Below are 25,061 nucleotides of genomic sequence, written 5' to 3'. Positions count from 1 at the left end.
CTCGAAGGCTCGCGCGCTGGTGTTCAGCCAGCGGACGAGCTGCGAAGCTGTCGGTGGAGCTGCCCTGCCGTGTTGACGACGACGGAGAATCGGAATACCTGGATTGCCTCGACGTCGAAACTGCCGGTGACGATGGGCGGCGGTGCGTAGGCGTATACCTCGTCGTCGCCCAAGCTCAGGCCCCGCCGATGGAACGCTGCCATGGCCAGCACACCCAATAGGTACTGATCTTGACCCTCTTCTGTCTCCAGCGCGGCGATCAGTTCGGCGCGACTTGCCCATCCTGATACGAGCTCCCCGCCGAACGTGTCAAGGAACCACCATCCGCCATGTTCGTCCTCCAGGAAGATGTTCCCGAACAGTGAGGCGAAGCGGGGCGTCTTGCCATGCAGGTCCAGCCATGACCATGACTCCAGCGCAACGGCGTATTGATCGTCGCTGAATTGCTTGGTGAGCTCCATGCAGAAAGCTGATCATGGGAACGTGCGCCGGTCCAGGGCGGTCGCCGAGCCGCTTCGTGGCTTGCCCCGAACTGTTGTTCGGTGCTCTTCGGGGCCTGCTGCACCGCGGTGGTCGTCCGATCCTGCGCCGAGCGGAGGAGCATGCCCGCTGGTGTCCGTACCCATCTCTATGGGTTGGTCCGTGGCGGCCGGCTTCCCAGTGGACGCGCCGGCAGCGGACGGGTCCGTGTCGGGAATGGGTCACGAAGATTTGACCTGTCCACAACTGCTCGTCAAGACCCGGACTCCGCTAGATCAAACGAAGAAGGCCCCTCCCTGCCGTTCCGGCTGGTGAGGGGCCTGTCTGTCCCAGTGGTGGCGGGTAGAGGATTCGAACCTCTGTAGCTTTCGCGACGGATTTACAGTCCGCTCCCATTGGCCGCTCGGGCAACCCGCCTGGGCAACCACCACGGTCTCCCGCGGCAGCGGACATCAGAATAGCCGTACCGCGGACCGACTCCACAACCGGGTACGGTCGGCATGTCGCGGGGCTCCACCGCCCCGCCGTTCACATCGATTCGAGCCCAGCCGCAGGAGTCTGATCATGGCAGCCAACCCGTCGTTCGACATCGTCAGCAAGGTCGACCGGCAGGAGGTCGACAACGCTTTCCACCAGGCGGAGAAGGAGCTGAGCACCCGGTTCGACTTCCGGGGTACGGGCACCGCTCTCGCCAAGTCGGGAGAGGCGTTCACCATCACCTCGGAGACCGAGGAGCGAGCCACCGCCGCGCTCGACGTCTTCAAGGAGAAGCTGGTGAAGCGGAACATCTCGCTGAAGGCTCTGGACGCGGGGGAGCCGCGCCAGTCCGGCAAGACCTACAAGATCGACCTGAAGGTCGTCGAGGGCATCGAGACCGACAAGGCCAAGGCGATCAGCAAGAAGATCCGCGACGAGGGCCCGAAGGGCGTGCAGGCGCAGATCCAGGGTGACCAGCTGCGCGTCACCGGCAAGAAGCGGGACGACCTGCAGGCTGTGATCGCCCTGCTGAAGCAGGAGGACTTCGGCGTCGCCCTGCAGTTCACCAACTACCGCTGATCCGGATTGCCTCTCGCCCCGGCAGCGCGCGTCGCAGACTGGGGCGATGGGTACCGCGGTACTGGGCGGCCTGCTGGGGCTTGGGCTGGGGGCGTTCGGCGCCCGGATGTTGATCACCGACCGAGCGCCCGCGATCATCGGCCGGTCGTTCCGGACCGTCCGCGAGGCCGGGTGCTACCACCTGCTCTTCGGGCTGGCCTTGCTGATCTTCGTAATGGGCGCCCGGTTGGCCGGCTCGCGGACCGCGCCGGGCACCGCTCTGTTCGCTCTGGTGCTCGTCGGAGTCGCCGTGTCGCGGTTCCGGCCACGGGGGCGCAGGCGCGACGATGAATGAGACAGGAGGTCTCGGTGATCGACCCGGTGGTGGACGAGCAGTGGGTGCGCGCCCAGGGTGACGCGGTCGTGCTGGCCGACGTCCGGTGGTACCTGGACGGCCGGTCGGGCCGGGCGGCGTACCAGAAGGGGCATCTGCCCGGCGCGGTCTTCATCGACCTGGACACCGCACTGGCCCGGCCGGCATCGCCGGCCGAGGGCCGGCATCCGCTTCCGGATCCGGAGACGTTCGCCGAGGCGATGGCCGAGGCCGGCATCGGAGATCAAGATCCGGTCATCGCGTACGACGACGCGGGCGGAGTAGTCGCCGCAAGGCTGGTCTGGCTGCTCCGGGTCATCGGGCACGACGCCGCGCTGCTCGACGGCGGCCTGCAAGCCTTCTCCGGCGAGTTGACCACCGAGGCGCCGGTACGCCCACCGGCCACCTTCACCGCCCGGAACTGGCCGGCCGACCGTCTGGCGTCGCTGGACGAGGCGGCGAACGGTCCCGGTGTGGTGCTGGACGCCCGTGACCACTCCCGTTTCCGGGGTGACGCCGAGCCGGTCGATCCACGGCCGGGCCACATTCCGGGCGCCCGCAACCTGCCCTGCCGGGAGAACGTGGATGCCGACGGCCGGTTCCTCCCGGTCGAGCGGTTGCGCGAGCGGTTCGCCGCGGTCGGCGCCGACGGTACGACCGACGTCATCTCCTATTGCGGTTCCGGTGTGACCGCCTGCCACAACCTGATCGCGCTGGAGCACGCCGGCCTCGGCACCGGCCGGCTCTTCCCCGGCTCGTGGTCGCAGTACAGCCACACCGACCGCCCGGCCGCCGTCGGTGACTGATCAGTCCGGGGTCTCCGGCCATCCTTGATCGTCGGCCCAGCGCTGGTGTGCTTCCCAGGCGGCCTGCTTGCTGGTGCCCAGCGCGGCCCCGATCTGGGTCCAGGAGGCGCCGGCGGCTCGGGCCGCTCGCACCGTGGCCTGCCGGCCGTATCCCGCCTTGCGCATCAGCACCTCGCTGAGCGCCAGCATCTCCAGCGTCTCGTCCCTGGTCAGGGCCGGTTCTTCAGGGCTGGGCCGGACGGCCGCCAGGGCGTCCCGCATGCGGAGTTCGTCGTAACGCTCGGTAGCGCTCTTGAGTGTGTGAAGCCGCTCCAGCTCGTCCGGCGTCGTCACCATCGCCCGCCTTCCGTCAGGCCGTCTTGACGTCAAGATAGCCTGACGATGAGCTGCGAACTAGTCTCACTTCTCTGCTTAAATCGCCCATAAAGCTGTCAATTCTTCAGCGCTGAGGCCGGTCCACGACTCAACCGTTCGGCCAGGATTTGCCGGACCGCCGCCACGACCCGCCGATGAACACTCCCTGTCGCACAACGGGTGTGGCACCATCATGAGACCGTCGTCGAACCGACTTTCCGTCAAGGGAGCTCAACATGTTTGCGAGAAAGCTCAGTCGTCTCGCGGGCTTGGTTCTCGTGGTCGCCGTGGCTTTGGGTGTCGGGGCCACGGGCGCAAGCGCCGCGGAGGCTCCACGTGAGGCCCACGCCGTGACCGTCAAGAAGCTGACGCACGACTGGACCTGAGCCCTCCGTTCCGCGCCGATCGCACCGAGCGGGGTCGTATCGACTGGAAAGGTACGCGATGGCCAAGCCTGCGCCGGTGCGGCGTAACACCGTGCAGCGGGCTTGGCTGATCACCTATCCGCTGGCGCTCTTCGCGCTCTTCAGCACAGTGGGATTCTGGCTCGCGGATCCCCGGTGGTATGAGGAGTGGGCGCCGGCTCTGCTTCTTTTCGCGGTCTATCTTCTCGCCTACCGCACGAGCTTCACCTTCGCTGTCCGGCGCAGTGCGCTGAACGTCGCGATGACCGACGTCCCGCTGGTGCTGGTCCTGTTCTATCTGCCGCCAGTGGCGGCCATTCTGGTGGTTTGCGGCGCCATACTGTTCAACCAGATCCGGTACACCAGCTCGCCCACCAAACAATGGTTCAACCTCTCCAAGTCGGCCGCGGGAATTTGCGCGGCTCTGTTGGTGATGGTCCCGTTCCGTCCGCTGGACGACGTGAACCCGGCCGCCTGGGCCGTGCTGGCCGCCGCCGTCGGGGTGAGCGCGATGGTCGAGTTGCTCAGCTTCGCCGGTGTGATGAGCCTCGTGCAGGGTGTCTCCTCCGGGCGGGAAGCGGCGGTGCGCGGTCTGTCCGCCATCACCATCACCGGCATCAACACGGTTATCGGGCTGGTGGTCCTGGTCGCTCTCGAAGCCACCCGCTGGTCCGTCTTGCTCCTGCTGATCCTGGTCGGCGCCCTGGTCCTGGTGGTGCGGTCGTACGCGGAGTTCTTTCGCCGGCACCGCACCCTGGCGGACGTCTACGAGTTGACCCAGGCGATGCGGGAACAGAGTGCCGAGAGCGGGCTGCCCGACGTGCTGCTGGGCCGGGTCCGGGAGCTGATGCAGTCGGAGTTCGCCACGCTGTGGCTGGCGCCGCAGGGACGCCACCCCGAGGTCCTGCTGACCGCACAGGTCGAGCACCGCGGCTTGCTTGACGTCTCGCCCATCCCCGACGCCGTGCGTGAGATGGCGATCGAGCGAAAGGCCGCTCTCGGGGTCGGTGCTCTGTTCCCCGGCACCGAGGCTCTCCGCGCCGAGCTGAAGCCGGCGAGGGTCAAGGACGTCATCGTGATCCCGCTGCGATCCGGCAAGGCGACCATCGGCACGCTCGAGGTGGTGAACCGGGTCGGCGACAACCGCACGTTCCGCGAGGCCGACGTGCAGGTCCTGGAGACCATCGCGGCGCACGCCGCGGTCGCCGTCGAGAACTCGAGGCTCGTCGACCGGCTCCGCTACGACGCCTACCATGACCGGCTCACCGGCCTGCCCAACCGCCGCCGGATGATCGACGCCCTCGCCGAGTCGATCGCGGTCGAAGCCGAGGAAGACGTCGTCGCCATCATGTTCTTCGACGTGGACGGTCAGCGGAACGTCAACGAGTCGATGGGCCACGCCGCCGGCGACAAACTGCTCGTCGAGGTGGCCCAGCGGCTGGGCGGGATCGCCGATCCGGGCGCCCTGGTCGGCCGGATCGGCGGCGACGAGTTCGTGGTCACCCTGCGGGCCCAGAACATCGAGGCGACCGTCGACATCGCCACCCGGATGCGCGAGCGGCTGCGCGGTCCGATGGCGGTCGGCTCGCTCACCCTGGACGTGGACACCGCGGTCGGCGTCTCCGTCTACCCGGACCACGGCAGCGACCCCGAGACGCTGCTGCAGCGCGCCGAGCTCGCCGCCAACGCCGCCAAGGTCCTGCCGTACGGGGTGCAGCCGTTCCACCCGGCCCTCGAGTCCCGGGCGGTACGCCGTCTCGGTATCGCCGCGGACCTGCGCCGGGCCCTCGACAACGGACAGCTGGAGGTCTACTTCCAGCCCAAGGTGACGCTGGCCGACCGGCACGTGCTGGGCGTCGAGTGCCTGGCCCGCTGGGTGCACCCGGCGCACGGCGAGGTCGCGCCGGAGGATTTCGTGGCGGTCGCCGAGCACACCGGCCAGCTGGCCCGCCTCACCGAGGTGGTGCTCACCGCCGGCCTGCGCCGCTGCCGGGAGTGGGCGGACGCCGACCGGCCGCTCTCCGTCGCGGTCAACCTCTCCGCCCGGACGCTTCTCGACTCCCGCTTTCCGGACCTGGTCGAGGAACTGCTGACCGAGCATCGGGTGGGGCCCGGCCAGCTCACCTTCGAGATCTCCGAGCCGGGCATGCTCAACGACATCGAGCGCGTGCTGCCCACCCTCTACCGCCTCCGCGACCTCGGTGTCCGGCTCAGTGTGGACGACTTCGGCACCGGAGCGTCGTCGCTGGCGTACCTTCGGCAGTGGCCGGTGCACGAGGTGAAGATCGATGACAGCTTCGTGCAGGGGATGGCGACCGACTCGGGAGATCTCGCGATCGTCCGGGCGGTGATCGGCCTGTCCCGTGAGTTCGGCCTCACCGTGGTCGCCGAAGGCGTGGAGAGCGAGCTCACGCTGGAGCTGCTCGAGGAGATGGGTTGTGAGATCGGCCAGGGTTACCTGTTCAGCCGCCCGCTTCCGTACGAGCGTTTGGAGGCTTGGCTGAGCGCTCAAACGGAGCCTGAGTCCACTCCCACAGGTGAGGTCCGCAGGCTCCGCGCAGTGATCTGACCTGCGGTTCAACGGCAAGGGGGGTACTGATTTCACGCCCACGACCCGGCCGTGTAGTCTTACCCGTGCAGCGAGCGAGAGATCGCAAGCGCGCCCCCTTAGCTCAGTCGGCAGAGCGTCTCCATGGTAAGGAGAAGGTCTACGGTTCGATTCCGTAAGGGGGCTCTACCGGGTTCGTTCCCGCCCCTGCCTGGCGCTGGACTTGAGCCTGGCTCGGCGGTGTAGCTCAGATGGCAGAGCAAGCGGCTCATAATCGCTGTGTCGCCGGTTCAAGTCCGGCCACCGCTACTTTCCGTGGACCCCACCCGGGGCACCACTTTGCAGATTGACGGGTCGAGCGTCTACGCTGGTTCGTCGTCAGTTAGAACTCGTTAGCAGGAAGGCACCCCGCCGTGGCCAAGGCGACCGACGTCCGTCCGAAGATCACCCTGGCGTGCACGGAGTGCAAGGACCGGAACTACATCACCAAGAAGAACCGGCGTAACGACCCGGACCGGATTGAGCTGAAGAAGTTCTGCCCGCGCGACGGGAAGCACACCCTGCACCGCGAGACGCGCTGAGCGTACGCAACTAAAGATCTTTCCTGCGCCGCCCGGATTTCGATCCGGGCGGCGCAGAGTAGTTTGTGGGCATGCCTCTGGACCAGTCTTTCGTGGGCCGCAGCTGGCCGCCCACCGAGCCCTACCTCGTCGGCCGCGAAAAGATCCGTGAGTTCGCCCGGGCGATCGGCGCCACCGACGCCGAGTACCACGACCCAGAAGCTGCCCGAGCCCTCGGTTACACCGATGTGGTGGCCCCGCCCACCTTTCCGGTGGCGATCACCATGGCGGCCAGCCGGCAGATCGTCAACGACCCCGCGCTCGGCCTGGACTACAGCCGCGTCGTGCACGGCGACCAGAAGTTCGCGTACGCCCGACCGGTCGTCGCCGGCGACGCCCTGGTCTGTGTGAACACCGTGGATGACATCACCAGCCGGGGCGGCCACGACTTCCTCACCACCCGCACGGACGTGACGACCGAGGCCGGCGAGCCGGTCGTCACCGTGTGGTCGAAGCTGGTCCAGCGCGGCGAGGAGGCGTAATGGGTGACGTTCTGGAGCCGCAGACCTTCCGGGTGACCCGGGCCGACCTGGTCCGTTACGCGGGCGCCTCGGGAGACTTCAACCCGATCCACTGGAGCGACCGGATCGCCAAGAGTGTCGGACTGCCGGGTGTCATCGCCCACGGCATGTTCACCATGGCGCTGGTGGGCCGGGCCGTCACGGCGTGGGCCGGCGCCCCGGACGCGGTCGTCGAGTTCAGCGTGCGGTTCAGCCGCCCGGTTCCGGTGCCGGACACCGACGAGGGCACCGAGGTCGTCGTCACCGCGACGGTGAAGGACGTCACCGAGGACGGACACACTCGGCTGAGCCTGACTGCGACGTGCAACGGCGACAAGGTACTGTCCTTGGCGCAGGCGCTTGTCAGGAAGCGGTAGCCCGGGTTGGGGGAACGCCGGGCGTACCCGTACACTGGTGCGCCGTGGGGTTCTGAGTCGTAATAGGCGCAGGTCCCGCGAAGGGGTGTAGCTCAATTGGCAGAGCAGCGGTCTCCAAAACCGCAGGCTGCAGGTTCAAGTCCTGTCACCCCTGCGCAATCCTCCTCGACGTGCCCGCCCGGTGCGCGGTTCGCACAAACTCCGCGTCCGGTCGAGCGCTGACGGGAACCTCAACACCACCGACGACGGAAGTAGGGCGAAGTGGCCGAGAAGGACCGGCCCGGTGACGACGTCCCGGGCGACGACGAGGTACTCGCCGACGCCGCCGCCGGCGGTGACGTGCCTGATGACGAGGCCGACGACGCGCTCGTGAGCCGTGGCGGCGGGACCGCTGTCGCCGAGCGTACGAAGGACGAGAGCCCGAAGGCCAAGAAGTCCGGCCGGGGTACTGGGGTCTTCGGCCGGATCGGCGGCTTCTTCCGCGAGGTCGTCAGCGAGCTCCGTAAGGTCATCTGGCCGACGCGCCGTGAGCTGCTGACCTACACCAGCGTCGTGATCGTGTTCGTCGTCGTGGTGACGGCCCTCGTGGTGTCTCTGGACTATGCCTTCGGTAAGGGCATTCTCTGGGCGCTCGGCAGCTAGTCCCGCACCCGTCGAACTGAAGAGACTTATCTGGAAGTGAGCGAGCGTGCCTGAGTACGACGACGAGACCGCGCAGTCTGCTGACGAGCAGTCGTCGCCGGACATCGACGAGTCGGTGGAGGCGGCCGACGTTCCGGCCGTGGCCCAGGCGCCCGAGGCTGACGAGGACTACGACCCCGTCAAGGAGCTGCGTCAGAAGCTGCGGTACGCACCCGGCGACTGGTACGTGGTGCACTCCTACGCGGGGTACGAGAACAAGGTCAAGACCAACCTCGAGACCCGGATCACGAGCCTCGACATGGAGGACTTCATCTTCCAGGTCGAGGTCCCGACCCGCGAAGAGGTCGAGGTCAAGAACGGCAAGCGCAACCAGGTGCAGGCCAAGGTCTTCCCCGGTTACATCCTGGTCCGGATGGATCTGACCCCGGAGTCGTACTCGTGTGTGCGTAACACCCCGGGTGTGACCGGCTTCGTGGGCGCCACCGACCGGGTCGACCGGCCGGCCCCGCTCTCGCTTGACGAGGTGCTGAAGTGGCTGGCCCCGGCCGTGCAGGCCGAGGAGAAGAAGACGAAGCCCGAGGTCAAGGTCCTCGACTTCGAGGTCGGCGACTCGGTCACGGTCACCGACGGCGCGTTCGCCTCGCTGCCGGCCTCGATCAGCGAGATCAACGCCGACCAGCAGAAGCTCAAGGTCCTGGTCTCGATCTTCGGCCGGGAGACTCCGGTCGAGCTGAACTTCAACCAGGTCACCAAGATCTGATCGCCGGACAGCCGGCGATTCACGTGGGAGGGGCCGTATTCGGCGGCCCCGCCAACTACCACAGGAGTAATTGAGAAATGGCACAGCGCAGCAAGGGCTACCGCAAGGCGGCCGAGCAGATCGACGCGTCGAAGCTCTACGAGCCGGCCGAGGCGGTCAAGCTCGCCAAGGAGACCAACCCGGTCAAGTTCGACGCCACCGTCGAGGTCGCGATGCGCCTCGGTGTCGACCCGCGTAAGGCCGACCAGATGGTCCGCGGCACCGTCAACCTGCCGCACGGCACCGGTAAGACCGCCCGCGTGATCGTTTTCGCCCAGGGTGCGAAGGCCGAGGAGGCCGTCGCGGCCGGCGCCGACGAGGTCGGCACCGACGAGCTCGTCGCCCGGATCCAGGGTGGCTGGCTGGACTTCGACGCCGCGATCGCGACGCCGGACCAGATGGCCAAGATCGGCCGGATCGCCCGGATCCTCGGCCCGCGTGGCCTCATGCCGAACCCGAAGACCGGCACCGTCACCATGGACGTGACCAAGGCCGTCAACGAGATCAAGGGCGGCAAGATCACCTTCCGGGTGGACAAGCACTCGAACCTGCACGTGATCATCGGCAAGGCGTCCTTCTCGCCGGAGCAGCTGGTGGACAACTACGCCGCCGTGCTCGACGAGATCCTGCGGGCCAAGCCGTCCGCCGCCAAGGGCAAGTACCTGAAGAAGGTCACCATCGCCACCACGATGGGCCCGGGCGTGCCGGTCGACCCGAACGCACAGAAGAACCTGCGCTCCGAGGGCTCCGACGCCTGACGGTCCGGTTCGCGTCAACGTAGAGAGGCCCCCGGGGACAGCCCCGGGGGCCTTCTTTGTGGCAGGCTTCCGCAGTGCGTTTCGATGCGATCTGGTTCCGGTACGCCCGTCGCGCCGGCTGGACCCTGCGGGCGGTGACCGCGGCCGTCGAGCCCGGCCAGACGGTCGTGGTGCTCGGCCCCAACGGCGCCGGCAAGTCCACGCTGTTGCAGGTGGCCGCCGGCGTGCTGCGTCCCACCCGCGGTGCGGTCCGCGACCGCCCGCCCGTGGTCGGCTGGGTTCCGGAGCGCTTCCCGGCCGCGCAGCCGTTCACCACGCTGGGATACCTGCGGGCGATGTCCGCTCTTCGCCGCCTCCCGGAGACCGCCGCCGACCACTGGATCGATCGGCTCGGTCTCACCGGGCACCTGCACACCCCACTCGGTGATCTCTCCAAGGGCACGGCGCAGAAGGTCGGTCTGGCTCAGGCCCTGCTCACCCCACCCGGCCTGCTCGTCCTCGACGAGCCCTGGGAGGGTCTCGACGCCGCTTCCCGCGTGCTGGTACCGCAGATCGTGGCCGAGGTCACCGAGGCCGGGGGAGCCGTCCTGGTCAGCGACCACCGCGGTGAGATCGCCGGTCTTCCCGGCGCCGTCCACTGGACCGTCCGGACCGGTGAGGTGCACCCGGAGCAGCAGGACGGGCCCGTTGCGGCGGACGACGTGATCGTGGAGGTCGCGGTCCGGCGGCACGAGGCCGCCGAAGCGGTGGTCCGGCTGCGTGCCTCCGGTCACCGTGTTCTTGGGGTACGCGAGAACGCCGCCCCCGAGGAGGCCCGATGACAGCCCTGACCCGCATGCGTCTCGCCGGCTTCCTGCGCAGCGGCCGGGCCCTGGCACCCCTGATCACCGCACTGGTGGTCCTCTCCGTCCTCTACGGCGGCGGTTCGTCCCCGGCCGCCTCCGCGTACGGGTACTCGGCCGTGATGCTCTTCCCGGTCCTGGCCTGGCTCACCAAGCTGGTCCTGGACACCGAACCGGACGTCCAGCGCCACCTGGCCCGCCTGACCGTCGGCCCGGTACGCGAGTCCACCGCCGGCCTGCTCGCCGCCCTGGCGCTCGGCGCTGTCGTCTGCGTGCTCGCCATGCTGGCCCCGGTGCCCTTCGGCGGCATCCGTGGGCCTCTTCCCGGCTCCGGCGAGACTGCCCTCGGCACCGGCATCCTGCTCGGCGTCCTGGCCCACATGCTCGCCCTGCTCGGTGCGGTCTCCCTGGGCGCGTTGGCCGGCCGGGCGGTCACCCGGCGGGTGCTCCCGGGTGTGGCGGTCCTGGTGACCGGCTCGGTGCTGGCGATCGTGCTGGGCCTGCGTGGATCCTTCGCGCCCTGGCTGGTGCCGCCGGTGATGGCCACCGCCCGGGAGCTGAGCGCCCGCACGCCCCCGACGGCAGGTACGTTGTTGCTGCTCGGAGGGTGGACAGTCCTCTGGTGCGGTGCCGCCCTGGGCGTCTACGCGGGGTTCCGCCGCCGCCGGTCGTGACCGGCGGGAGAGAGGACGCCCACGCCGATTTGGTTTTCGCTGGCGCGTACGCGTACTGTTGCTTCTCGAAGTTCCACCCATAGACCGCTGGTCGCCGCAACGACCGTCGTAAGACGGACGTCGCGGCCGAAGGTCCCGTAGTGAGCGGGCGACCTGCGCAGGGAGAACGGTTCGTGATTCTGGGCCGCGTCCGCGTGTGCCTGAGTTCGCCCCGTGCCCTGCGCCGGGGCGTTTTGCTTTGTGCGGACCCTCTCGACCAGTGGCTGAGCACTGAGAGAGGAGGGACATGGCGGACAAGCCGGTCCGGGCCGACAAGGCTTCGGCCGTTGCCGAGCTCACGGATCACTTCCGTGCCTCGACGGCCACCGTGTTGACCGAATACCGCGGCCTCACCGTGAAGGAGCTCACCGAGCTCCGTCGCTCGCTGGGCAGCGAGGCGAAGTACGCGGTCGCGAAGAACACGCTCGCGAAGCGTGCGGCGACCGACGCGGGCATCGAGGGTCTCGACGCGCTGTTCACCGGTCCTACCGCGCTCGCCTTCGTGCGGGGCGATGTGGTCGAGGCGGCCAAGGGCCTTCGTGCCTTCGCCAAGGCCCACCCCGTTCTCGTCATCAAGGGCGGTGTCTTCGAGGGCAAGGCTCTCACGGCGGACGAGGTCAACAAGCTCGCTGACCTCGAGTCCCGTGAGGTGCTGCTGGCCAAGCTGGCCGGCGCCATGAAGGGCAACCTGACCAAGGCGGCCGGTCTGTTCCAGGCCCCGCTCGCGCAGGTGGCTCGCCTCGGGGCGGCCCTGCAGGAGAAGCGCGAAAAGGAAGGTTCCGCCGAGGCCTGATCGGCCGCGGAACCACGCACGTTCTAGTTCAAAAGCTACGAAAGGTTGCCAGACATGGCGAAGCTCAGCACCGACGAGCTGCTCGACGCGTTCAAGGAGATGACGCTGATCGAGCTCTCTGAGTTCGTGAAGCAGTTCGAGGAGACCTTCGAGGTCACCGCCGCGGCTCCGGTTGCGATCGCGACCGGCCCGGTTGCCGGTGGCGGTGCCCCCGAGGCCGAGGCCGAGAAGGACTCGTTCGACGTCGTTCTCGAGGGCGACGGCGGCAAGAAGATCCAGGTCATCAAGGTCGTGCGTGAGCTGACCGGCCTGGGCCTCAAGGAGGCCAAGGACGCCGTCGAGGCCGCCCCCAAGGCGATCCTCGAGGGTGTCAACAAGGAGAAGGCCGAGGCCGCCAAGGCCAAGCTCGAGGGCGAAGGCGCCAAGGTCACCCTCAAGTGATCTAACGCTCTACAGCGTTTCTCGTCGATGGCGGCGATCCGATACGGATCGCCGCCATCGGTGTTCCCGCAGGTCATCCGACCGCCCGTGAGCGGGTCGGCAAAGCCTGCCAAAGCTTGCTTTTCATGCGCTAAGGTCCCTTTGGTGCGCCGGGCGGATGACCGTCTCAGTCCGACCCGCGGCACAGCCCTTGACTGAGTGTCCGCTGACAGGCACGCTGACATCAGCAAGTTTCCGCGCTTGCGACAGCCGCGCCGTGGGTAATCGGTCTAACGCCGATCCCTGCGACCGGCACCCGAGAGAGTTGCCGCGTTTCCGAGCGGCCCCGCCATCGGCGTTGACCACAGATGCGCAGGTCAACAGCGGCGGGGACACGTTCCGCGAGCCATCTCAGGGTGTGGGCTGGACAGCGGTTAGCCGAGCGGCTACACTGCTAGTTTGCGCTGCCTTCTGTCTTGATGCCTGTCGGGATATCCATGTGGATAACTTCCCGGGGGCTCATTGGAGTGCACGCAGACCAGTTGCATCAGCAACTCAGCCGCATAGCAGCACCGGTCCTCGGAAGGACGCATCTTGGCAGCTTCCCGCCCTGCGAAGACCAGCCGTACGTCGAGCGCTTACGCACCCCGCCGGGTCTCTTTCGGCCGGATCACCGAGCAGCTAGAGGTCCCCAACCTCCTCGCCCTCCAGACGGACTCCTTCGACTGGCTGGTTGGCAATGAGGCTTGGCAGGCCCGGACGACGGACGACCCGCACGCCCACTCGGGCCTCGCAGAGATCCTCGAAGAGATCAGTCCCATTGAGGACTTCTCCGGCACCATGTCGCTGTCCTTCTCGGCTCCCCGATTCGACGAGGTCAAGGCCTCGATCGAGGAGTGCAAGGAGAAGGATCTGACCTACTGTGCCCCGCTGTTCGTGACCGCGGAGTTCACCAACAACACGACTGGCGAGATCAAGAGCCAGACCGTGTTCATGGGTGACTTCCCGATGATGACCCCCAAGGGGACGTTCGTCATCAACGGCACCGAGCGGGTCGTGGTGAGTCAGCTCGTCCGCTCGCCGGGCGTGTACTTCACCAAGGAGCCGGACAAGACCTCCGACCGCGACCTCACCAGCGTCAAGGTCATCCCCAGCCGGGGTGCCTGGCTGGAGTTCGACATCGACAAGCGCGACACGGTCGGTGTCCGCATCGACCGCAAGCGCCGGCAGGCCGTCACCGTCCTGCTCAAGGCGATCGGTTGGTCGGCGGACCAGATCCGCGAGCGGTTCGGCTGGTCCGAGCTGCTCATGACGACGCTTGAGAAGGACCACATCGCCGGGCAGGACGAGGCCCTGCTAGACATCTACCGCAAGCTGCGCCCCGGCGAGCCCCCCACCCGGGAGAACGCGCAGACCCTGCTCGACAACCTCTTCTTCAACCCGAAGAGGTACGACGTCGCCAAGGTCGGCCGGTACAAGTTCAACAAGAAGCTCGAGATCGACGTCCCGATCGTTCGCGGCACGCTTTCCGAGGAAGACGTCGTCAAGACCGTGGAGTACCTCTGCCGGCTGCACGCCGGTGAGGAGGGCTACGAGGCCGACGACATCGACCACTTCGGCAACCGCCGTCTGCGTACGGTCGGCGAGCTCATCCAGAACCAGGTCCGCGTGGGCCTGTCCCGGATGGAGCGGGTCGTCCGCGAGCGCATGACGACCCAGGACGTCGAGGCGATCACGCCGCAGACCCTGATCAACATCCGCCCGGTGGTGGCGGCGATCAAGGAGTTCTTCGGTACGTCGCAGCTGTCGCAGTTCATGGACCAGACCAACCCGCTGGCGGGCCTGACCCACCGGCGGCGGCTGAGCGCGCTCGGCCCCGGTGGTCTGAGCCGTGAGCGGGCCGGCTTCGAGGTCCGTGACGTGCACCCGTCCCACTACGGCCGGATGTGCCCGATCGAGACCCCGGAAGGCCCGAACATCGGCCTGATCGGCGCGCTCTCCACGTTCGCGCGGGTCAACCCGTTCGGCTTCATCGAGACGCCGTACCGCAAGGTGGAGAACGGTGTCGTCACCGACGAGGTGCACTACCTCACGGCTGACGAGGAAGACCGGTTCATCAAGGCCCAGGCGAACGCGGCGCTCTCGAGCGACAACACGTTCGCCGAGGACCGCGTCCTGGTCCGCCGGAAGGGCGGTGAGGTCGACTACGTGCCTGGCGCGGAGGTCGACTACATGGACGTCTCGCCGCGTCAGATGACCTCGGTCGCGACCGCGATGATCCCGTTCCTCGAGCACGACGACGCCAACCGTGCCCTCATGGGTGCGAACATGCAGCGTCAGGCCGTTCCGCTGGTCAAGGCCGAGTCGCCGCTGGTCGGCACCGGCATGGAGTACCGCGCCGCGGTCGACGCCGGTGACGTTGTCGTCGCCGAGGTCGGCGGTGTGGTCGAGGACCTGTGCGCCGACTACGTGACGGTGCACCAGGACGACGGCCACCGGCGTACCTACCTGCTGCACAAGTTCCGCCGCTCGAACGCCGGCTCCTGCGTCAACCAGAAGCCGATCGTCTTCGAGGGTGACCGGGTCGAGGCCGGCCAGGTCATCGCGGACGGGCCCTGCACCGACGAGGGCGAGATGGCTCTCGGGCGCAACCTGCTCGTGGCGTTCATGTGCTGGGAGGGTCACAACTACGAGGACGCGATCATCCTGTCGCAGCGCCTCGTCCAGCAGGACGTCCTCACCTCGATCCACATCGAGGAGCACGAGGTCGACGCCCGCGACACCAAGCTGGGCCCGGAGGAGATCACCCGCGACATCCCCAACGTCAGCGAGGAAATGCTCGCCGACCTGGACGAGCGGGGCATCATCCGGATCGGCGCCGAGGTCGTACCGGGCGACATCCTGGTCGGCAAGGTCACGCCCAAGGGCGAGACCGAGCTGACCCCGGAGGAGCGGCTGCTGCGCGCGATCTTCGGTGAGAAGGCCCGGGAGGTCCGGGACACCTCGCTGAAGGTTCCGCACGGCGAGACCGGCACCGTCATCGGTGTCCGCACGTTCTCCCGCGAGGACGGCGACGAGCTGCCCCCGGGCGTGAACGAGCTGGTCCGCGTCTACGTGGCTCAGAAGCGGAAGATCCAGGACGGCGACAAGCTCGCCGGCCGGCACGGCAACAAGGGCGTCATCTCCAAGATCCTGCCGGTCGAGGACATGCCGTTCCTGGAGGACGGCACCCCGGTCGACATCGTGCTCAACCCGCTCGGTGTGCCGTCGCGTATGAACATCGGCCAGGTACTGGAGACCCACCTCGGGTGGATCGCCAAGACCGGATGGTCGGTCGACGGCGAGAACGAGGACTGGAAGCGCCAGCTCCGCGCGATCGACGCCCACGAGTCGCCCGCCGACAGCAACGTCGCGACCCCGGTCTTCGACGGTGCCCAGGAAGACGAGATCAAGGGCCTGCTCGAGTCGACGCTGGTCAACCGCGACGGTAAGCGGCTGGTCAACGGCGACGGCAAGGCGCAGCTCTTCGACGGTCGTTCCGGTGAGCCGCTGCCGGACCCGATCTCGGTCGGCTACGTCTACATCCTCAAGCTGAACCACCTGGTCGACGACAAGATCCACGCTCGGTCGACCGGCCCGTACTCGATGATCACGCAGCAGCCGCTGGGTGGTAAGGCGCAGTTCGGTGGCCAGCGGTTCGGCGAGATGGAGTGCTGGGCCATGCAGGCCTACGGGGCGGCATATGCCCTGCAGGAGCTGCTCACCATCAAGTCCGACGACGTCCTGGGCCGAGTGAAGGTCTACGAGGCCATCGTCAAGGGCGAGAACATCCCGGAGCCGGGAATCCCGGAGTCGTTCAAGGTGCTGCTCAAGGAGCTGCAGTCGCTGTGCCTCAACGTTGAGGTGCTGTCCAGCGACGGTGTGGCCCTGGAGATGCGCGAGACCGACGACGAGGTCTTCCGGGCCGCGGAGGAACTCGGCATCGACCTGTCGCGGCGCCCGAACGAGGGCGTCAGCAGCGTCGAAGAGATCTGACGGAGAGCGTCCCCGGCTGTGTTCAGGCGACTGAGCACGGCCGGGGACGCCCCCGCCGGCCTTGAATTCACCCGAGCAACGAAACACGAGGGATAGTCCAAGTGCTCGACGTCAACTTCTTCGACGAGTTGCGCATCGGCCTTGCTACCGCTGACGATATCCGGCAGTGGTCGCACGGCGAGGTCAAGAAGCCCGAGACGATCAACTACCGCACCCTCAAGCCCGAGAAGGACGGACTCTTCTGCGAGAAGATCTTCGGTCCGCAGCGGGACTGGGAGTGCTACTGCGGCAAGTACAAGCGGGTCCGGTTCAAGGGCATCATCTGTGAGCGCTGCGGCGTCGAGGTGACCCGGTCCAAGGTCCGCCGTGAGCGGATGGGCCACATCGAGCTCGCCGCGTCGGTCACGCACATCTGGTACTTCAAGGGTGTGCCGAGCCGGCTCGGCTACCTGCTCGACCTTGCTCCCAAGGACCTCGAGAAGATCATCTACTTCGCCTCGTACGTGGTCACGAGCGTTGACGCCGAGTCGCGTCACCGCGACATGTCCACCATCGAGAACGAGATCTTCGCCGAGAAGCGCCAGGCCGAGAACGGCCGGGACTCCGAGATCGAGAAGCGTGCCGCCAAGCTGGAGCAGGACCTGGCCGAGCTCGAGGCCGAGGGTGCCAAGGCCGACGTACGTCGCAAGGTCAAGGAAGCCGGCGAGCGCGAGATGCGCCAGATCCGGGACAAGGCCCAGCGCGAGATCGACCGCCTCGACGAGGTGCTCGACACCTTCCGCAAGCTGGACAGCAAGCAGCTGGTCACCGACGAGCTGCTCTACCGCGAGCTGCGCGACCGCTTCGGTGAGTACTTCACCGGTGGCATGGGTGCCGAGGCCATCAAGGCCCTGCTCGAGAACATGGACCTGGACGCCGAGGCGGAGAACCTTCGGGAGATCATCCGCACCGGTAAGGGCCAGCGGAAGATCCGGGCGCTCAAGCGGCTCAAGGTCGTCGCGGCGTTCCTGAACACCCGCAACTCCCCGCTCGGCATGGTCCTGGACTGCGTTCCGGTCATCCCGCCGGACCTGCGCCCGATGGTGCAGCTCGACGGTGGCCGCTTCGCCACCTCCGACCTGAACGACCTGTACCGCCGGGTCATCAACCGGAACAACCGTCTCAAGCGACTGATCGACCTGGGCGCGCCCGAGATCATCGTGAACAACGAGAAGCGGATGCTCCAGGAGGCCGTCGACGCGCTGTTCGACAACGGCCGTCGTGGCCGGCCGGTCACCGGTCCGGGTAACCGCCCGCTGAAGTCGCTCTCCGACATGCTCAAGGGCAAGCAGGGCCGCTTCCGGCAGAACCTGCTCGGCAAGCGGGTCGACTACTCCGGCCGATCCGTCATCGTCGTCGGCCCCCGGCTCAAGCTGCACCAGTGCGGCCTGCCGAAGCAGATGGCGCTGGAGCTGTTCAAGCCGTTCGTGATGAAGCGCCTGGTCGACCTGAACCACGCGCAGAACATCAAGTCCGCCAAGCGGATGGTCGAGCGGCAGCGGCCGGTCGTGTGGGACGTGCTGGAAGAGGTCATCAGCGAGCACCCGGTTCTGCTGAACCGTGCTCCGACCCTGCACCGCCTGGGCATCCAGGCCTTCGAGCCCCAGCTGGTCGAGGGCAAGGCGATCCAGATCCACCCGCTCGTCTGCACCGCGTTCAACGCGGACTTCGACGGTGACCAGATGGCGGTGCACGTGCCGCTGTCGGCCGAGGCGCAGGCCGAGGCCCGGATCCTGATGCTCTCGTCGAACAACATCCTCAAGCCGGCCGACGGCAAGCCGGTCACCATGCCCACCCAGGACATGGTCATCGGTCTGTACTACCTGACCCACATGACGCCCGGTGCCAAGGGCGAGGGACGGGTGTTCAGCTCCGACGCCGAGGCGCGGATGGCGTTCGACAACGGTGAGCTGCACCTCCAGGCGCCGGTGAAGATCCGGCTCCGCGAGGTCGTCGGCGTGGACAACGGCGCCAAGGGCCAGCCCTGGGTCGCGCCGGAGGACTGGACCGAGGGTGACTCGGTTCTGATTGAGACCACGCTGGGCCGCGTCATCTTCAACGAGACGCTCCCGCCGGGGTACCGGTACGTCAACTACGAGATCCGCAAGGGTCAGCTGTCGGCGATCGTCAACGACCTCGCCGAGCGCTTCCCGAAGGTCGCCCTGGCCGCGACCCTGGACGCGCTCAAGGAGGCCGGCTTCCACTGGGCCACCTGGTCCGGTGTGACGATCGGCATGGGCGACGTCATCGGCCCGCCGCGCAAGCCGGAGATCCTGGCTCGCTACCAGGTCGAGGCGGACCGCATCGACAAGCAGTACCAGCGTGGTCTGATGACCGCCGAGGAGCGTCGCGGCGAGCTCATCGAGATCTGGACCAAGGCGACCAACGAGATCTCCAAGGAGATGGAGACCGCGCTGCCGCAGGAGAACCCGCTCTGGGTGATGATCAACTCCGGCGCTCGCGGTAACCTCCTCCAGCTCCGGCAGATCGCCGCGATCCGTGGTCTGGTGGCTAACCCCAAGGGTGAGATCATCCCGCGGCCGATCACCTCGTCGTATCGCGAGGGTCTGACCGTGCTGGAGTACTTCATCTCCACGCACGGTGCCCGTAAGGGTCTGGCGGACACCGCCCTGCGTACCGCCGACTCGGGTTACCTGACCCGGCGTCTGGTGGACGTCTCGCAGGACGTCATCATCCGCGAGGAGGACTGCGGCACCGAGCGCGCGATCCCGATGCAGGTGGGCGAGCGGGAGCCGGACGGCACCCTGGTCGTGCACACGCACGCGGAGACCGGCGTCCACGCCCGGACGCTGGCCGACAACATCGACGACGCCGACGGCAACCGTGTGGTGTCGCGTGGTGACGACCTCAACTCGATCCTGGTCGACAAGCTGGTCGCCGCGGGCGTGGAGAACGTCCGGGTGCGCAGCGTGCTGACCTGTGAGTCGAAGCTGGGTGTCTGCGCGGCCTGCTACGGCCGTTCGCTGCCGACCGGCAAGGCGGTCGACATCGGCGAGGCGGTCGGCATCATCGCCGCCCAGTCGATCGGTGAGCCCGGTACGCAGCTGACGATGCGTACCTTCCACACCGGTGGTGTCGCGGGTGAGGACATCACCCAGGGTCTGCCGCGTGTGCAGGAGATCTTCGAGGCCCGGGTTCCGAAGGGTAAGGCGCCCATCGCCGACACCCCCGGACGCATCCGGATCGAGGACGGCGAGCGCTCGCGCAAGATCGTCGTCATCCCGGACGACGGCAGCGACGAGATCGTGTACGACAAGATCTCGAAGCGGGTCAAGCTCCGCGCCCACGACGGCGACCACGTCAACGTCGGCGAGAAGCTCACCGAGGGCACCATCGACCCGCACGAGCTGCTGCGCATCATGGGTCCGCGTGCGGTCCAGGTCCACCTGACCAGTGAGGTCCAGGAGGTCTACCGCTCGCAGGGTGTGCTCATCCACGACAAGCACATCGAGATCATCATTCGCCAGATGCTCAAGCGGGTGACGGTCATCGACTCCGGCGCGACCGAGTTCCTGCCGGGCGTGCTGGTCGACCGGGCGCTCTTCGAGTCGGAGAACCGCCGGCTCGTGGGCGAGGGTGGCGAGCCCGCCGCCGGTCGTCCGGTGCTGATGGGTATCACCAAGGCCTCGCTGGCGACCGACTCCTGGCTCTCGGCGGCCTCCTTCCAGGAGACCACCCGGGTGCTCACCGACGCTGCGATCAACTCGCGCAGCGACTCGCTGGTGGGCCTCAAGGAGAACGTCATCATCGGTAAGCTCATCCCGGCCGGTACCGGTATCTCCAAGTACCGCAACATCCGGGTCGAGCCGACCGAGGAGGCCAAGGCCAAGGTGTACTCGATGACCGGGTACCCGGAGACCGACTACGGCTTCGGGCCGGCCAGCGGGCAGGCTGTGCCGCTGGACGACTTCGACTTCGGGTCGTACCGCTAAGGGTTGCTCTGATGGGGCGGTCGCGCATCGCGCGGCCGCCCCATCGGCGTCTCCCGGCACCCGCCGGGCGCGCTTCTAGAATGGTCGGGTGACGCTTCCAGCGGTGCCTACGCGCCATCCGATGGACCCGGAGCCGGTGCCGGCCACGAAGGCTCGTGCGGTCTTCGCGCTCGGCCTGGTGGGCCTGCTCACCGGTCCCTTCCTGGGCGGCGTGATTCCCGCCACGGTCGCGCTGGTGCTGGCCCGGCAGAGCCACCGGGAGGCGTATGCCGCGGGTGGCTATCTGACCGGCTCGGCGTGGCTACGCCGCGGCCGCCGGCTCGCCTGGGCGGGCCTGGTGCTGGCGCTGACCTCCCTGGTGGTGGCGGTGATCGCCGGTCTGCTGCATCTGGCCACCGTCCCCGGGGGTCAGGACTTCGCGCCCGGCACGGACTGATCACGACCGCCGAACGGCGGCTCGGGCGGGCTGCGCACCGGCTCGTACGGGTGACATGCTCTCGGTATGACCCAGTACCCAGGGGCCGCCTACCCGCCACCCCCGCACCAGCCGGGCGGTCATCCCGGTCAGGTGCCGCCGCACCCACAGTTCGGCCCCCCGCCGCCGTACGGGGCTCACCAGTACCCGGCGCCGCCGATGGTGCCGCCGCCCACCACGGGCTGGGAACTGGAACGCGTCGACGTCGTGGGCGGGACCGAGTTCGGGTTGGCTCAGCTGCGGGTCGCGCCGATCACATCCGGGCTGGCGATCGGCTCGCTGGTCGCGGGCATCGGCACCATCCTGGTGTCCTTGGTGGCCGGTTGTTTCGGCCTGGCCGGGACCACCGAAGACTGGGCGGCACTGGTGACCGGAGCGTTCACTCTGCTCTGCGTGCTGGCCGGCAGTGGGGCGATCACAGCCGGGGTGATCGCGTTGCGCCAGATCCGTCGCTCGGGGCAGACCGGCCAGGTTCGTTTCACCGGGCGGGGCCTGGGCATCGCTGGGATCGTCTGCGGCGGGATCGGCGCGGGAATCGGTCTGCTGGCGTTGCTGTTGGGACTGGTGTTGCAGACGTCCTGATCGAACCCGCCGGAAGGTGGGCCGACAGTGGGATCCGGCACCGCGGCGATGCCGCGCAGGACTACCCGGTACACTGGTATACGGAGATGTCCATCGTGGGAGCCTGGGCTCATTTTGACCTGGGTGCTTGGGGTGGGTACTCTTTCCCCTCGTGCCCGGGCTCGCCCGGGCAACTCGTGCGTGCACCCGAATCGGTAGGTACGACGGGTATTGCGGCACGACGAGATCAGGGTCAGGCCCTGACACAGAACTAGACCCGGTACGCGTGAAGCTTCACGCGTGGCGGGACCGTGAGCCGGACGACACGCCCGACCGCGGGTGCGGGCACCTCCTCCCTGGAGGTGATCCGCACACAGAGGCAGAAACACACGGTGCGGCCGTAAACAGGAAGCGGCCGAAGGGAGCGGAGAAACCCGGTGCCCACGATCCAGCAGCTGGTCCGTAAGGGCCGCCAGGCGAAGACGAGCAAGACGAAGACGCCGGCGCTGAAGGGAAGTCCTCAGCGGCGCGGCGTGTGCACGCGCGTGTACACCACCACCCCCAAGAAGCCGAACTCTGCGCTGCGCAAGGTCGCTCGTGTGAAGCTCAGCAGCCAGATCGAGGTCACGGCGTACATCCCGGGCGTCGGCCACAACCTGCAGGAGCACTCGATCGTGCTCGTGCGTGGCGGTCGTGTTAAGGACCTCCCGGGCGTCCGCTACAAGATCGTCCGCGGTTCGCTGGACACCCAGGGTGTCCGCAACCGCAAGCAGGCACGCAGCCGTTACGGCGCGAAGAAGGAGAAGAGCTGACATGCCGCGTAAGGGACCCGCTCCGCGCCACCCTGTGGTCGCTGACCCGGTGTACAACTCCCCGCTGGTAACTCAGCTGGTCAACAAGATCCTGATCGGCGGCAAGCGTCAGCTCGCCGAGCGCATCGTGTACGGCGCACTGGAGGGCTGCCGCGAGAAGAGCGGCACCGACCCGGTGGTCATCCTCAAGCGCGCGATGGACAACGTGAAGCCGACCCTCGAGGTTCGCAGCCGCCGCGTCGGTGGCGCGACCTACCAGGTGCCGGTCGAGGTCCGTACCCCGCGGCAGACCACTCTCGGCCTGCGCTGGCTGGTCCAGTACTCGAAGGCCCGCCGTGAGAAGACCATGATCGAGCGTCTCCAGAACGAGTTGCTCGACGCCAGCAACGGTCTGGGTGCCGCCGTCAAGCGGCGCGAGGACACTCACAAGATGGCGGAGTCCAACAAGGCCTTCGCGCACTACCGCTGGTAAGACCCTGCTGACGGCCCGGCATTCGCCGGGCCACGGCAGTCGTACCGGTCCACGAGACGACGACGAAGAAAAGTAGGGATGGAAGTGGCCGCCGCAGACGCGCTCGCCAAGGTACGCAACATCGGCATCATGGCGCATATCGACGCTGGTAAGACCACGACGACTGAGCGGATCCTGTTCTACACCGGCATCACGTACAAGATCGGTGAGGTCCACGAGGGCGCCGCCGTCATGGACTGGATGGAGCAGGAGCAGGAACGCGGTATCACCATCACCTCCGCCGCCACCAAGTGCGAGTGGAAGGGTCACACGATCCAGATCATCGACACGCCCGGCCACGTCGACTTCACGGTCGAGGTCGAGCGGTCGCTGCGTGTGCTCGACGGTGCGGTCGCGGTCTACGACGGTGTTGCCGGCGTGGAGCCGCAGACCGAGAACGTCTGGCGGCAGGCGGACAAGTACGACGTCCCCCGGATGTGCTTCGTCAACAAGCTCGACCGGACCGGTGCCGACTTCTTCCGCTGCGTGCAGATGATGATCGACCGGCTGAACGCCACCCCGCTGGTGTTGCAGATCCCGATCGGCCTCGAGGGCGACCACATCGGCGTCGTCGACCTGATCGAGATGCGCGCCCTCACCTGGCGCGGCGAGACCCAGAAGGGTGAGGACTACGCGATCGAGGCCGTTCCGGCCGACCTCGCGGACTCCGCCGCCGAGTGGCGCGAGAAGCTGATCGAGACCCTCGCCGACGTCGACGACTCGGTGATGGAGAAGTACCTCGAGGGCGAGGAGCTCTCGGTCGAGGAGATCCGGGCCGCCATCCGGCGCGCCACGATCGCCAGCAAGGCCAACCCGGTTCTCTGTGGCTCGGCCTTCAAGAACAAGGGCGTGCAGCCCATGCTCGACGCGGTCGTCGAGTTCCTTCCGTCGCCGCTGGACATCCCGGCGATCGAGGGCACCGCGACCGACGGCGAGACCCCGCTGCTGCGTAAGCCGTCGAACGACGAGCCCTTCTCGGCGCTGGCCTTCAAGATCCAGACCGACAAGCACCTCGGCAAGCTGACGTACGTCCGGGTCTACTCCGGCACGCTCGAGACCGGTACCCAGGTGATCAACTCCACCAAGGACCGTAAAGAGCGAATCGGCAAGATCTACCAGATGCACGCGAACAAGCGTGAGGAGCGCAACACCGCGCAGGCCGGCGACATCATCGCCGTCCAGGGTCTGAAGCAGACCACCACCGGTGACACGCTCTGCGACCCGGCCAAGCCGGTCATCCTGGAGTCGATGACGTTCCCGGAGCCGGTCATCCAGGTCGCCATCGAGCCGAAGACCAAGTCGGACCAGGAGAAGCTGGGCACCGCGATCCAGCGCCTGGCCGAGGAGGACCCGACCTTCCGCGTCTTCAACGACGAGGAGACCGGTCAGACGATCATCGCCGGCATGGGCGAGCTCCACCTGGACATCCTGGTGGACCGCATGCGCCGCGAGTTCAGCGTCGAAGCGAACATCGGCAAGCCGCAGGTGGCGTACCGCGAGACCATCCGCGGCACGGTGGACAAGATCGACTACGTCCACAAGAAGCAGACCGGTGGCTCCGGCCAGTACGCGAAGGTCATCGTCAAGGTCGAGCCGCTGCCGCTCGACGCCGACGGCCCGACCTACGAGTTCGTCAACGCCGTGACCGGTGGCCGTATCCCCAAGGAATTCATCCCCTCGGTGGACGCGGGTGCGCAGGACTCGCTGCAGTACGGCGTGCTTGCCGGCTACCCGCTGGTCGGTGTGAAGTTCACGCTCCTGGACGGGCAGTACCACGAGGTCGACTCGTCCGAGATGGCGTTCAAGATCGCCGGCTCCATGGCGATGAAGGAAGCGGCCCGCAGGGCCGACCCGGCTCTCCTCGAGCCGATGATGGCCGTTGAGGTCACCACCCCTGAGGACAACATGGGTGACGTCATCGGCGACCTCAACTCCCGCCGCGGCATGATCCAGTCGATGGAGGAGCGTCACGGCGCTCGCGTCGTGAAGGCTCTGGTGCCGCTCTCGGAGATGTTCGGCTACGTCGGCGACCTGCGGTCGAAGACTGCCGGCCGGGCTAGCTACAGCATGCAGTTCGACTCCTACGCCGAGGTTCCCGCGAACGTGGCGAAGGAGATCATCGCTAAGGCTACGGGCGCTTAATCCCCGCCGGACGCGTTGAGGCACGTGCGGCCCGTCGAGGGCCGCACGTGCACGAGCAGTCGACAGAGT

23 protein-coding genes and 4 tRNA genes are annotated in these 25,061 nt (G+C 67.5%); 24 read left to right on the top strand and 3 right to left on the bottom strand.

The features are described 5' to 3' along the window. Positions 1-23: 23 nt before the first annotated feature. Positions 24-461 (bottom strand): hypothetical protein, encoded by a 438-nt coding sequence (locus I4J89_RS18230; protein WP_196415154.1) that lies wholly within the window; start codon positions 459-461, stop codon positions 24-26. 352 nt (positions 462-813) lie between these two features. Further along, positions 814-897: transfer RNA gene (locus I4J89_RS18225), tRNA-Tyr, on the bottom strand. A gap of 147 nt (positions 898-1,044) precedes the next feature. On the opposite strand from I4J89_RS18225, the gene I4J89_RS18220 reads away from it, so the two are divergent. From I4J89_RS18220 to I4J89_RS18210, 3 genes are read left to right on the top strand one after another with little or no spacing between them, the layout of a single operon-like run. Next, the gene (locus I4J89_RS18220; protein ID WP_196415153.1) at positions 1,045-1,536 is read left to right on the top strand and encodes a YajQ family cyclic di-GMP-binding protein; all 492 of its coding nucleotides are present in this window, start codon (positions 1,045-1,047) and stop codon (positions 1,534-1,536) included. 46 nt (positions 1,537-1,582) lie between these two features. Further along, a complete protein-coding gene (locus I4J89_RS18215) occupies positions 1,583-1,870 on the top strand; it encodes a hypothetical protein (protein ID WP_196415152.1) in 288 nt (95 codons plus the stop codon). Then, positions 1,867-2,694: a sulfurtransferase gene (locus I4J89_RS18210; protein WP_196415151.1), complete on the top strand. Its 828-nt coding sequence runs from the start codon at positions 1,867-1,869 to the stop codon at positions 2,692-2,694. The genes I4J89_RS18215 and I4J89_RS18210 overlap by 4 nt, the downstream gene beginning before the upstream one ends. Here the strand turns inward: I4J89_RS18210 and I4J89_RS18205 are convergent, their stop codons facing one another. Next, on the bottom strand, positions 2,695-3,030 hold the full coding sequence (locus I4J89_RS18205; protein ID WP_230859071.1) for a hypothetical protein: 336 nt from the start codon (positions 3,028-3,030) through the stop codon (positions 2,695-2,697). A 462-nt stretch (positions 3,031-3,492) separates the two neighbouring features. Between I4J89_RS18205 and I4J89_RS18200 the strand changes: the two genes are divergently transcribed. From I4J89_RS18200 to fusA, 21 genes are all read left to right on the top strand, one after another. After that, positions 3,493-6,021: a putative bifunctional diguanylate cyclase/phosphodiesterase gene (locus tag I4J89_RS18200; protein ID WP_196415150.1), complete on the top strand. Its 2,529-nt coding sequence runs from the start codon at positions 3,493-3,495 to the stop codon at positions 6,019-6,021. A gap of 92 nt (positions 6,022-6,113) precedes the next feature. Then, positions 6,114-6,186, top strand: a tRNA-Thr gene (locus I4J89_RS18195). 50 nt (positions 6,187-6,236) lie between these two features. Then, positions 6,237-6,309: transfer RNA gene (locus I4J89_RS18190), tRNA-Met, on the top strand. Positions 6,310-6,413: 104 nt separating this feature from the next. Continuing rightward, complete coding sequence (rpmG, locus tag I4J89_RS18185) at positions 6,414-6,581, top strand: 50S ribosomal protein L33 (protein ID WP_014440704.1); 168 nt, start codon at positions 6,414-6,416, stop codon at positions 6,579-6,581. 71 nt (positions 6,582-6,652) lie between these two features. Then, positions 6,653-7,102: a MaoC family dehydratase N-terminal domain-containing protein gene (locus I4J89_RS18180; RefSeq protein ID WP_196415149.1), complete on the top strand. Its 450-nt coding sequence runs from the start codon at positions 6,653-6,655 to the stop codon at positions 7,100-7,102. Further along, on the top strand, positions 7,102-7,497 hold the full coding sequence (locus I4J89_RS18175) for a MaoC family dehydratase (protein ID WP_196415148.1): 396 nt from the start codon (positions 7,102-7,104) through the stop codon (positions 7,495-7,497). The genes I4J89_RS18180 and I4J89_RS18175 overlap by 1 nt, the downstream gene beginning before the upstream one ends. Positions 7,498-7,578: 81 nt before the next feature. Then, a tRNA-Trp gene (locus tag I4J89_RS18170) sits at positions 7,579-7,651 on the top strand. Positions 7,652-7,758: 107 nt separating this feature from the next. Further along, the gene (gene secE / locus I4J89_RS18165; protein WP_196415147.1) at positions 7,759-8,139 is read left to right on the top strand and encodes a preprotein translocase subunit SecE; all 381 of its coding nucleotides are present in this window, start codon (positions 7,759-7,761) and stop codon (positions 8,137-8,139) included. A gap of 46 nt (positions 8,140-8,185) precedes the next feature. Continuing rightward, on the top strand, positions 8,186-8,899 hold the full coding sequence (gene nusG, locus I4J89_RS18160; protein ID WP_196415146.1) for a transcription termination/antitermination protein NusG: 714 nt from the start codon (positions 8,186-8,188) through the stop codon (positions 8,897-8,899). Between the two features lie 77 nt (positions 8,900-8,976). Further along, a complete protein-coding gene (gene rplA / locus I4J89_RS18155) occupies positions 8,977-9,696 on the top strand; it encodes a 50S ribosomal protein L1 (RefSeq protein WP_196415145.1) in 720 nt (239 codons plus the stop codon). Between the two features lie 74 nt (positions 9,697-9,770). After that, complete coding sequence (locus I4J89_RS18150; protein WP_196415144.1) at positions 9,771-10,517, top strand: ATP-binding cassette domain-containing protein; 747 nt, start codon at positions 9,771-9,773, stop codon at positions 10,515-10,517. Next, positions 10,514-11,212 carry a hypothetical protein gene (locus tag I4J89_RS18145; protein WP_196415143.1) on the top strand — a complete coding sequence of 233 codons (699 nt, stop codon included), beginning with the start codon at positions 10,514-10,516 and terminating at the stop codon, positions 11,210-11,212. Before I4J89_RS18150 ends, I4J89_RS18145 begins: the two co-directional genes overlap by 4 nt. A 286-nt stretch (positions 11,213-11,498) precedes the next feature. Further along, positions 11,499-12,044, top strand: a complete 546-nt coding sequence (gene rplJ, locus I4J89_RS18140; protein WP_196415142.1) for a 50S ribosomal protein L10 — start codon at positions 11,499-11,501, stop codon at positions 12,042-12,044. A gap of 54 nt (positions 12,045-12,098) precedes the next feature. Beyond that, positions 12,099-12,485 (top strand): 50S ribosomal protein L7/L12, encoded by a 387-nt coding sequence (gene rplL, locus I4J89_RS18135; RefSeq protein ID WP_196415141.1) that lies wholly within the window; start codon positions 12,099-12,101, stop codon positions 12,483-12,485. 573 nt (positions 12,486-13,058) lie between these two features. Continuing rightward, complete coding sequence (gene rpoB, locus I4J89_RS18130; RefSeq protein WP_196415140.1) at positions 13,059-16,499, top strand: DNA-directed RNA polymerase subunit beta; 3,441 nt, start codon at positions 13,059-13,061, stop codon at positions 16,497-16,499. A 101-nt stretch (positions 16,500-16,600) separates the two neighbouring features. Next, entirely contained in the window at positions 16,601-20,491 is a 3,891-nt protein-coding gene (locus I4J89_RS18125) for a DNA-directed RNA polymerase subunit beta' (protein ID WP_196415139.1), read from the top strand. Between the two features lie 121 nt (positions 20,492-20,612). Next, positions 20,613-20,927, top strand: a complete 315-nt coding sequence (locus tag I4J89_RS18120; RefSeq protein WP_196415192.1) for a hypothetical protein — start codon at positions 20,613-20,615, stop codon at positions 20,925-20,927. Between the two features lie 66 nt (positions 20,928-20,993). Further along, positions 20,994-21,548 carry a hypothetical protein gene (locus I4J89_RS18115; RefSeq protein WP_230859070.1) on the top strand — a complete coding sequence of 185 codons (555 nt, stop codon included), beginning with the start codon at positions 20,994-20,996 and terminating at the stop codon, positions 21,546-21,548. A gap of 416 nt (positions 21,549-21,964) precedes the next feature. Then, complete coding sequence (gene rpsL / locus I4J89_RS18110) at positions 21,965-22,339, top strand: 30S ribosomal protein S12 (RefSeq protein ID WP_014440718.1); 375 nt, start codon at positions 21,965-21,967, stop codon at positions 22,337-22,339. A 1-nt stretch (position 22,340) separates the two neighbouring features. Beyond that, positions 22,341-22,811: a 30S ribosomal protein S7 gene (gene rpsG, locus I4J89_RS18105; RefSeq protein WP_196415138.1), complete on the top strand. Its 471-nt coding sequence runs from the start codon at positions 22,341-22,343 to the stop codon at positions 22,809-22,811. A gap of 84 nt (positions 22,812-22,895) precedes the next feature. After that, positions 22,896-24,992, top strand: a complete 2,097-nt coding sequence (fusA, locus tag I4J89_RS18100; RefSeq protein ID WP_196415137.1) for an elongation factor G — start codon at positions 22,896-22,898, stop codon at positions 24,990-24,992. Positions 24,993-25,061: the final 69 nt, after the last annotated feature.

The organism is Actinoplanes aureus, assembly GCF_015704865.1.
In the GTDB taxonomy this organism is placed as follows: domain Bacteria; phylum Actinomycetota; class Actinomycetes; order Mycobacteriales; family Micromonosporaceae; genus Actinoplanes; species Actinoplanes aureus.
Note: the sequence above shows the minus strand (reverse complement) of the source record. Positions and strands in the feature narration are given on the sequence as shown.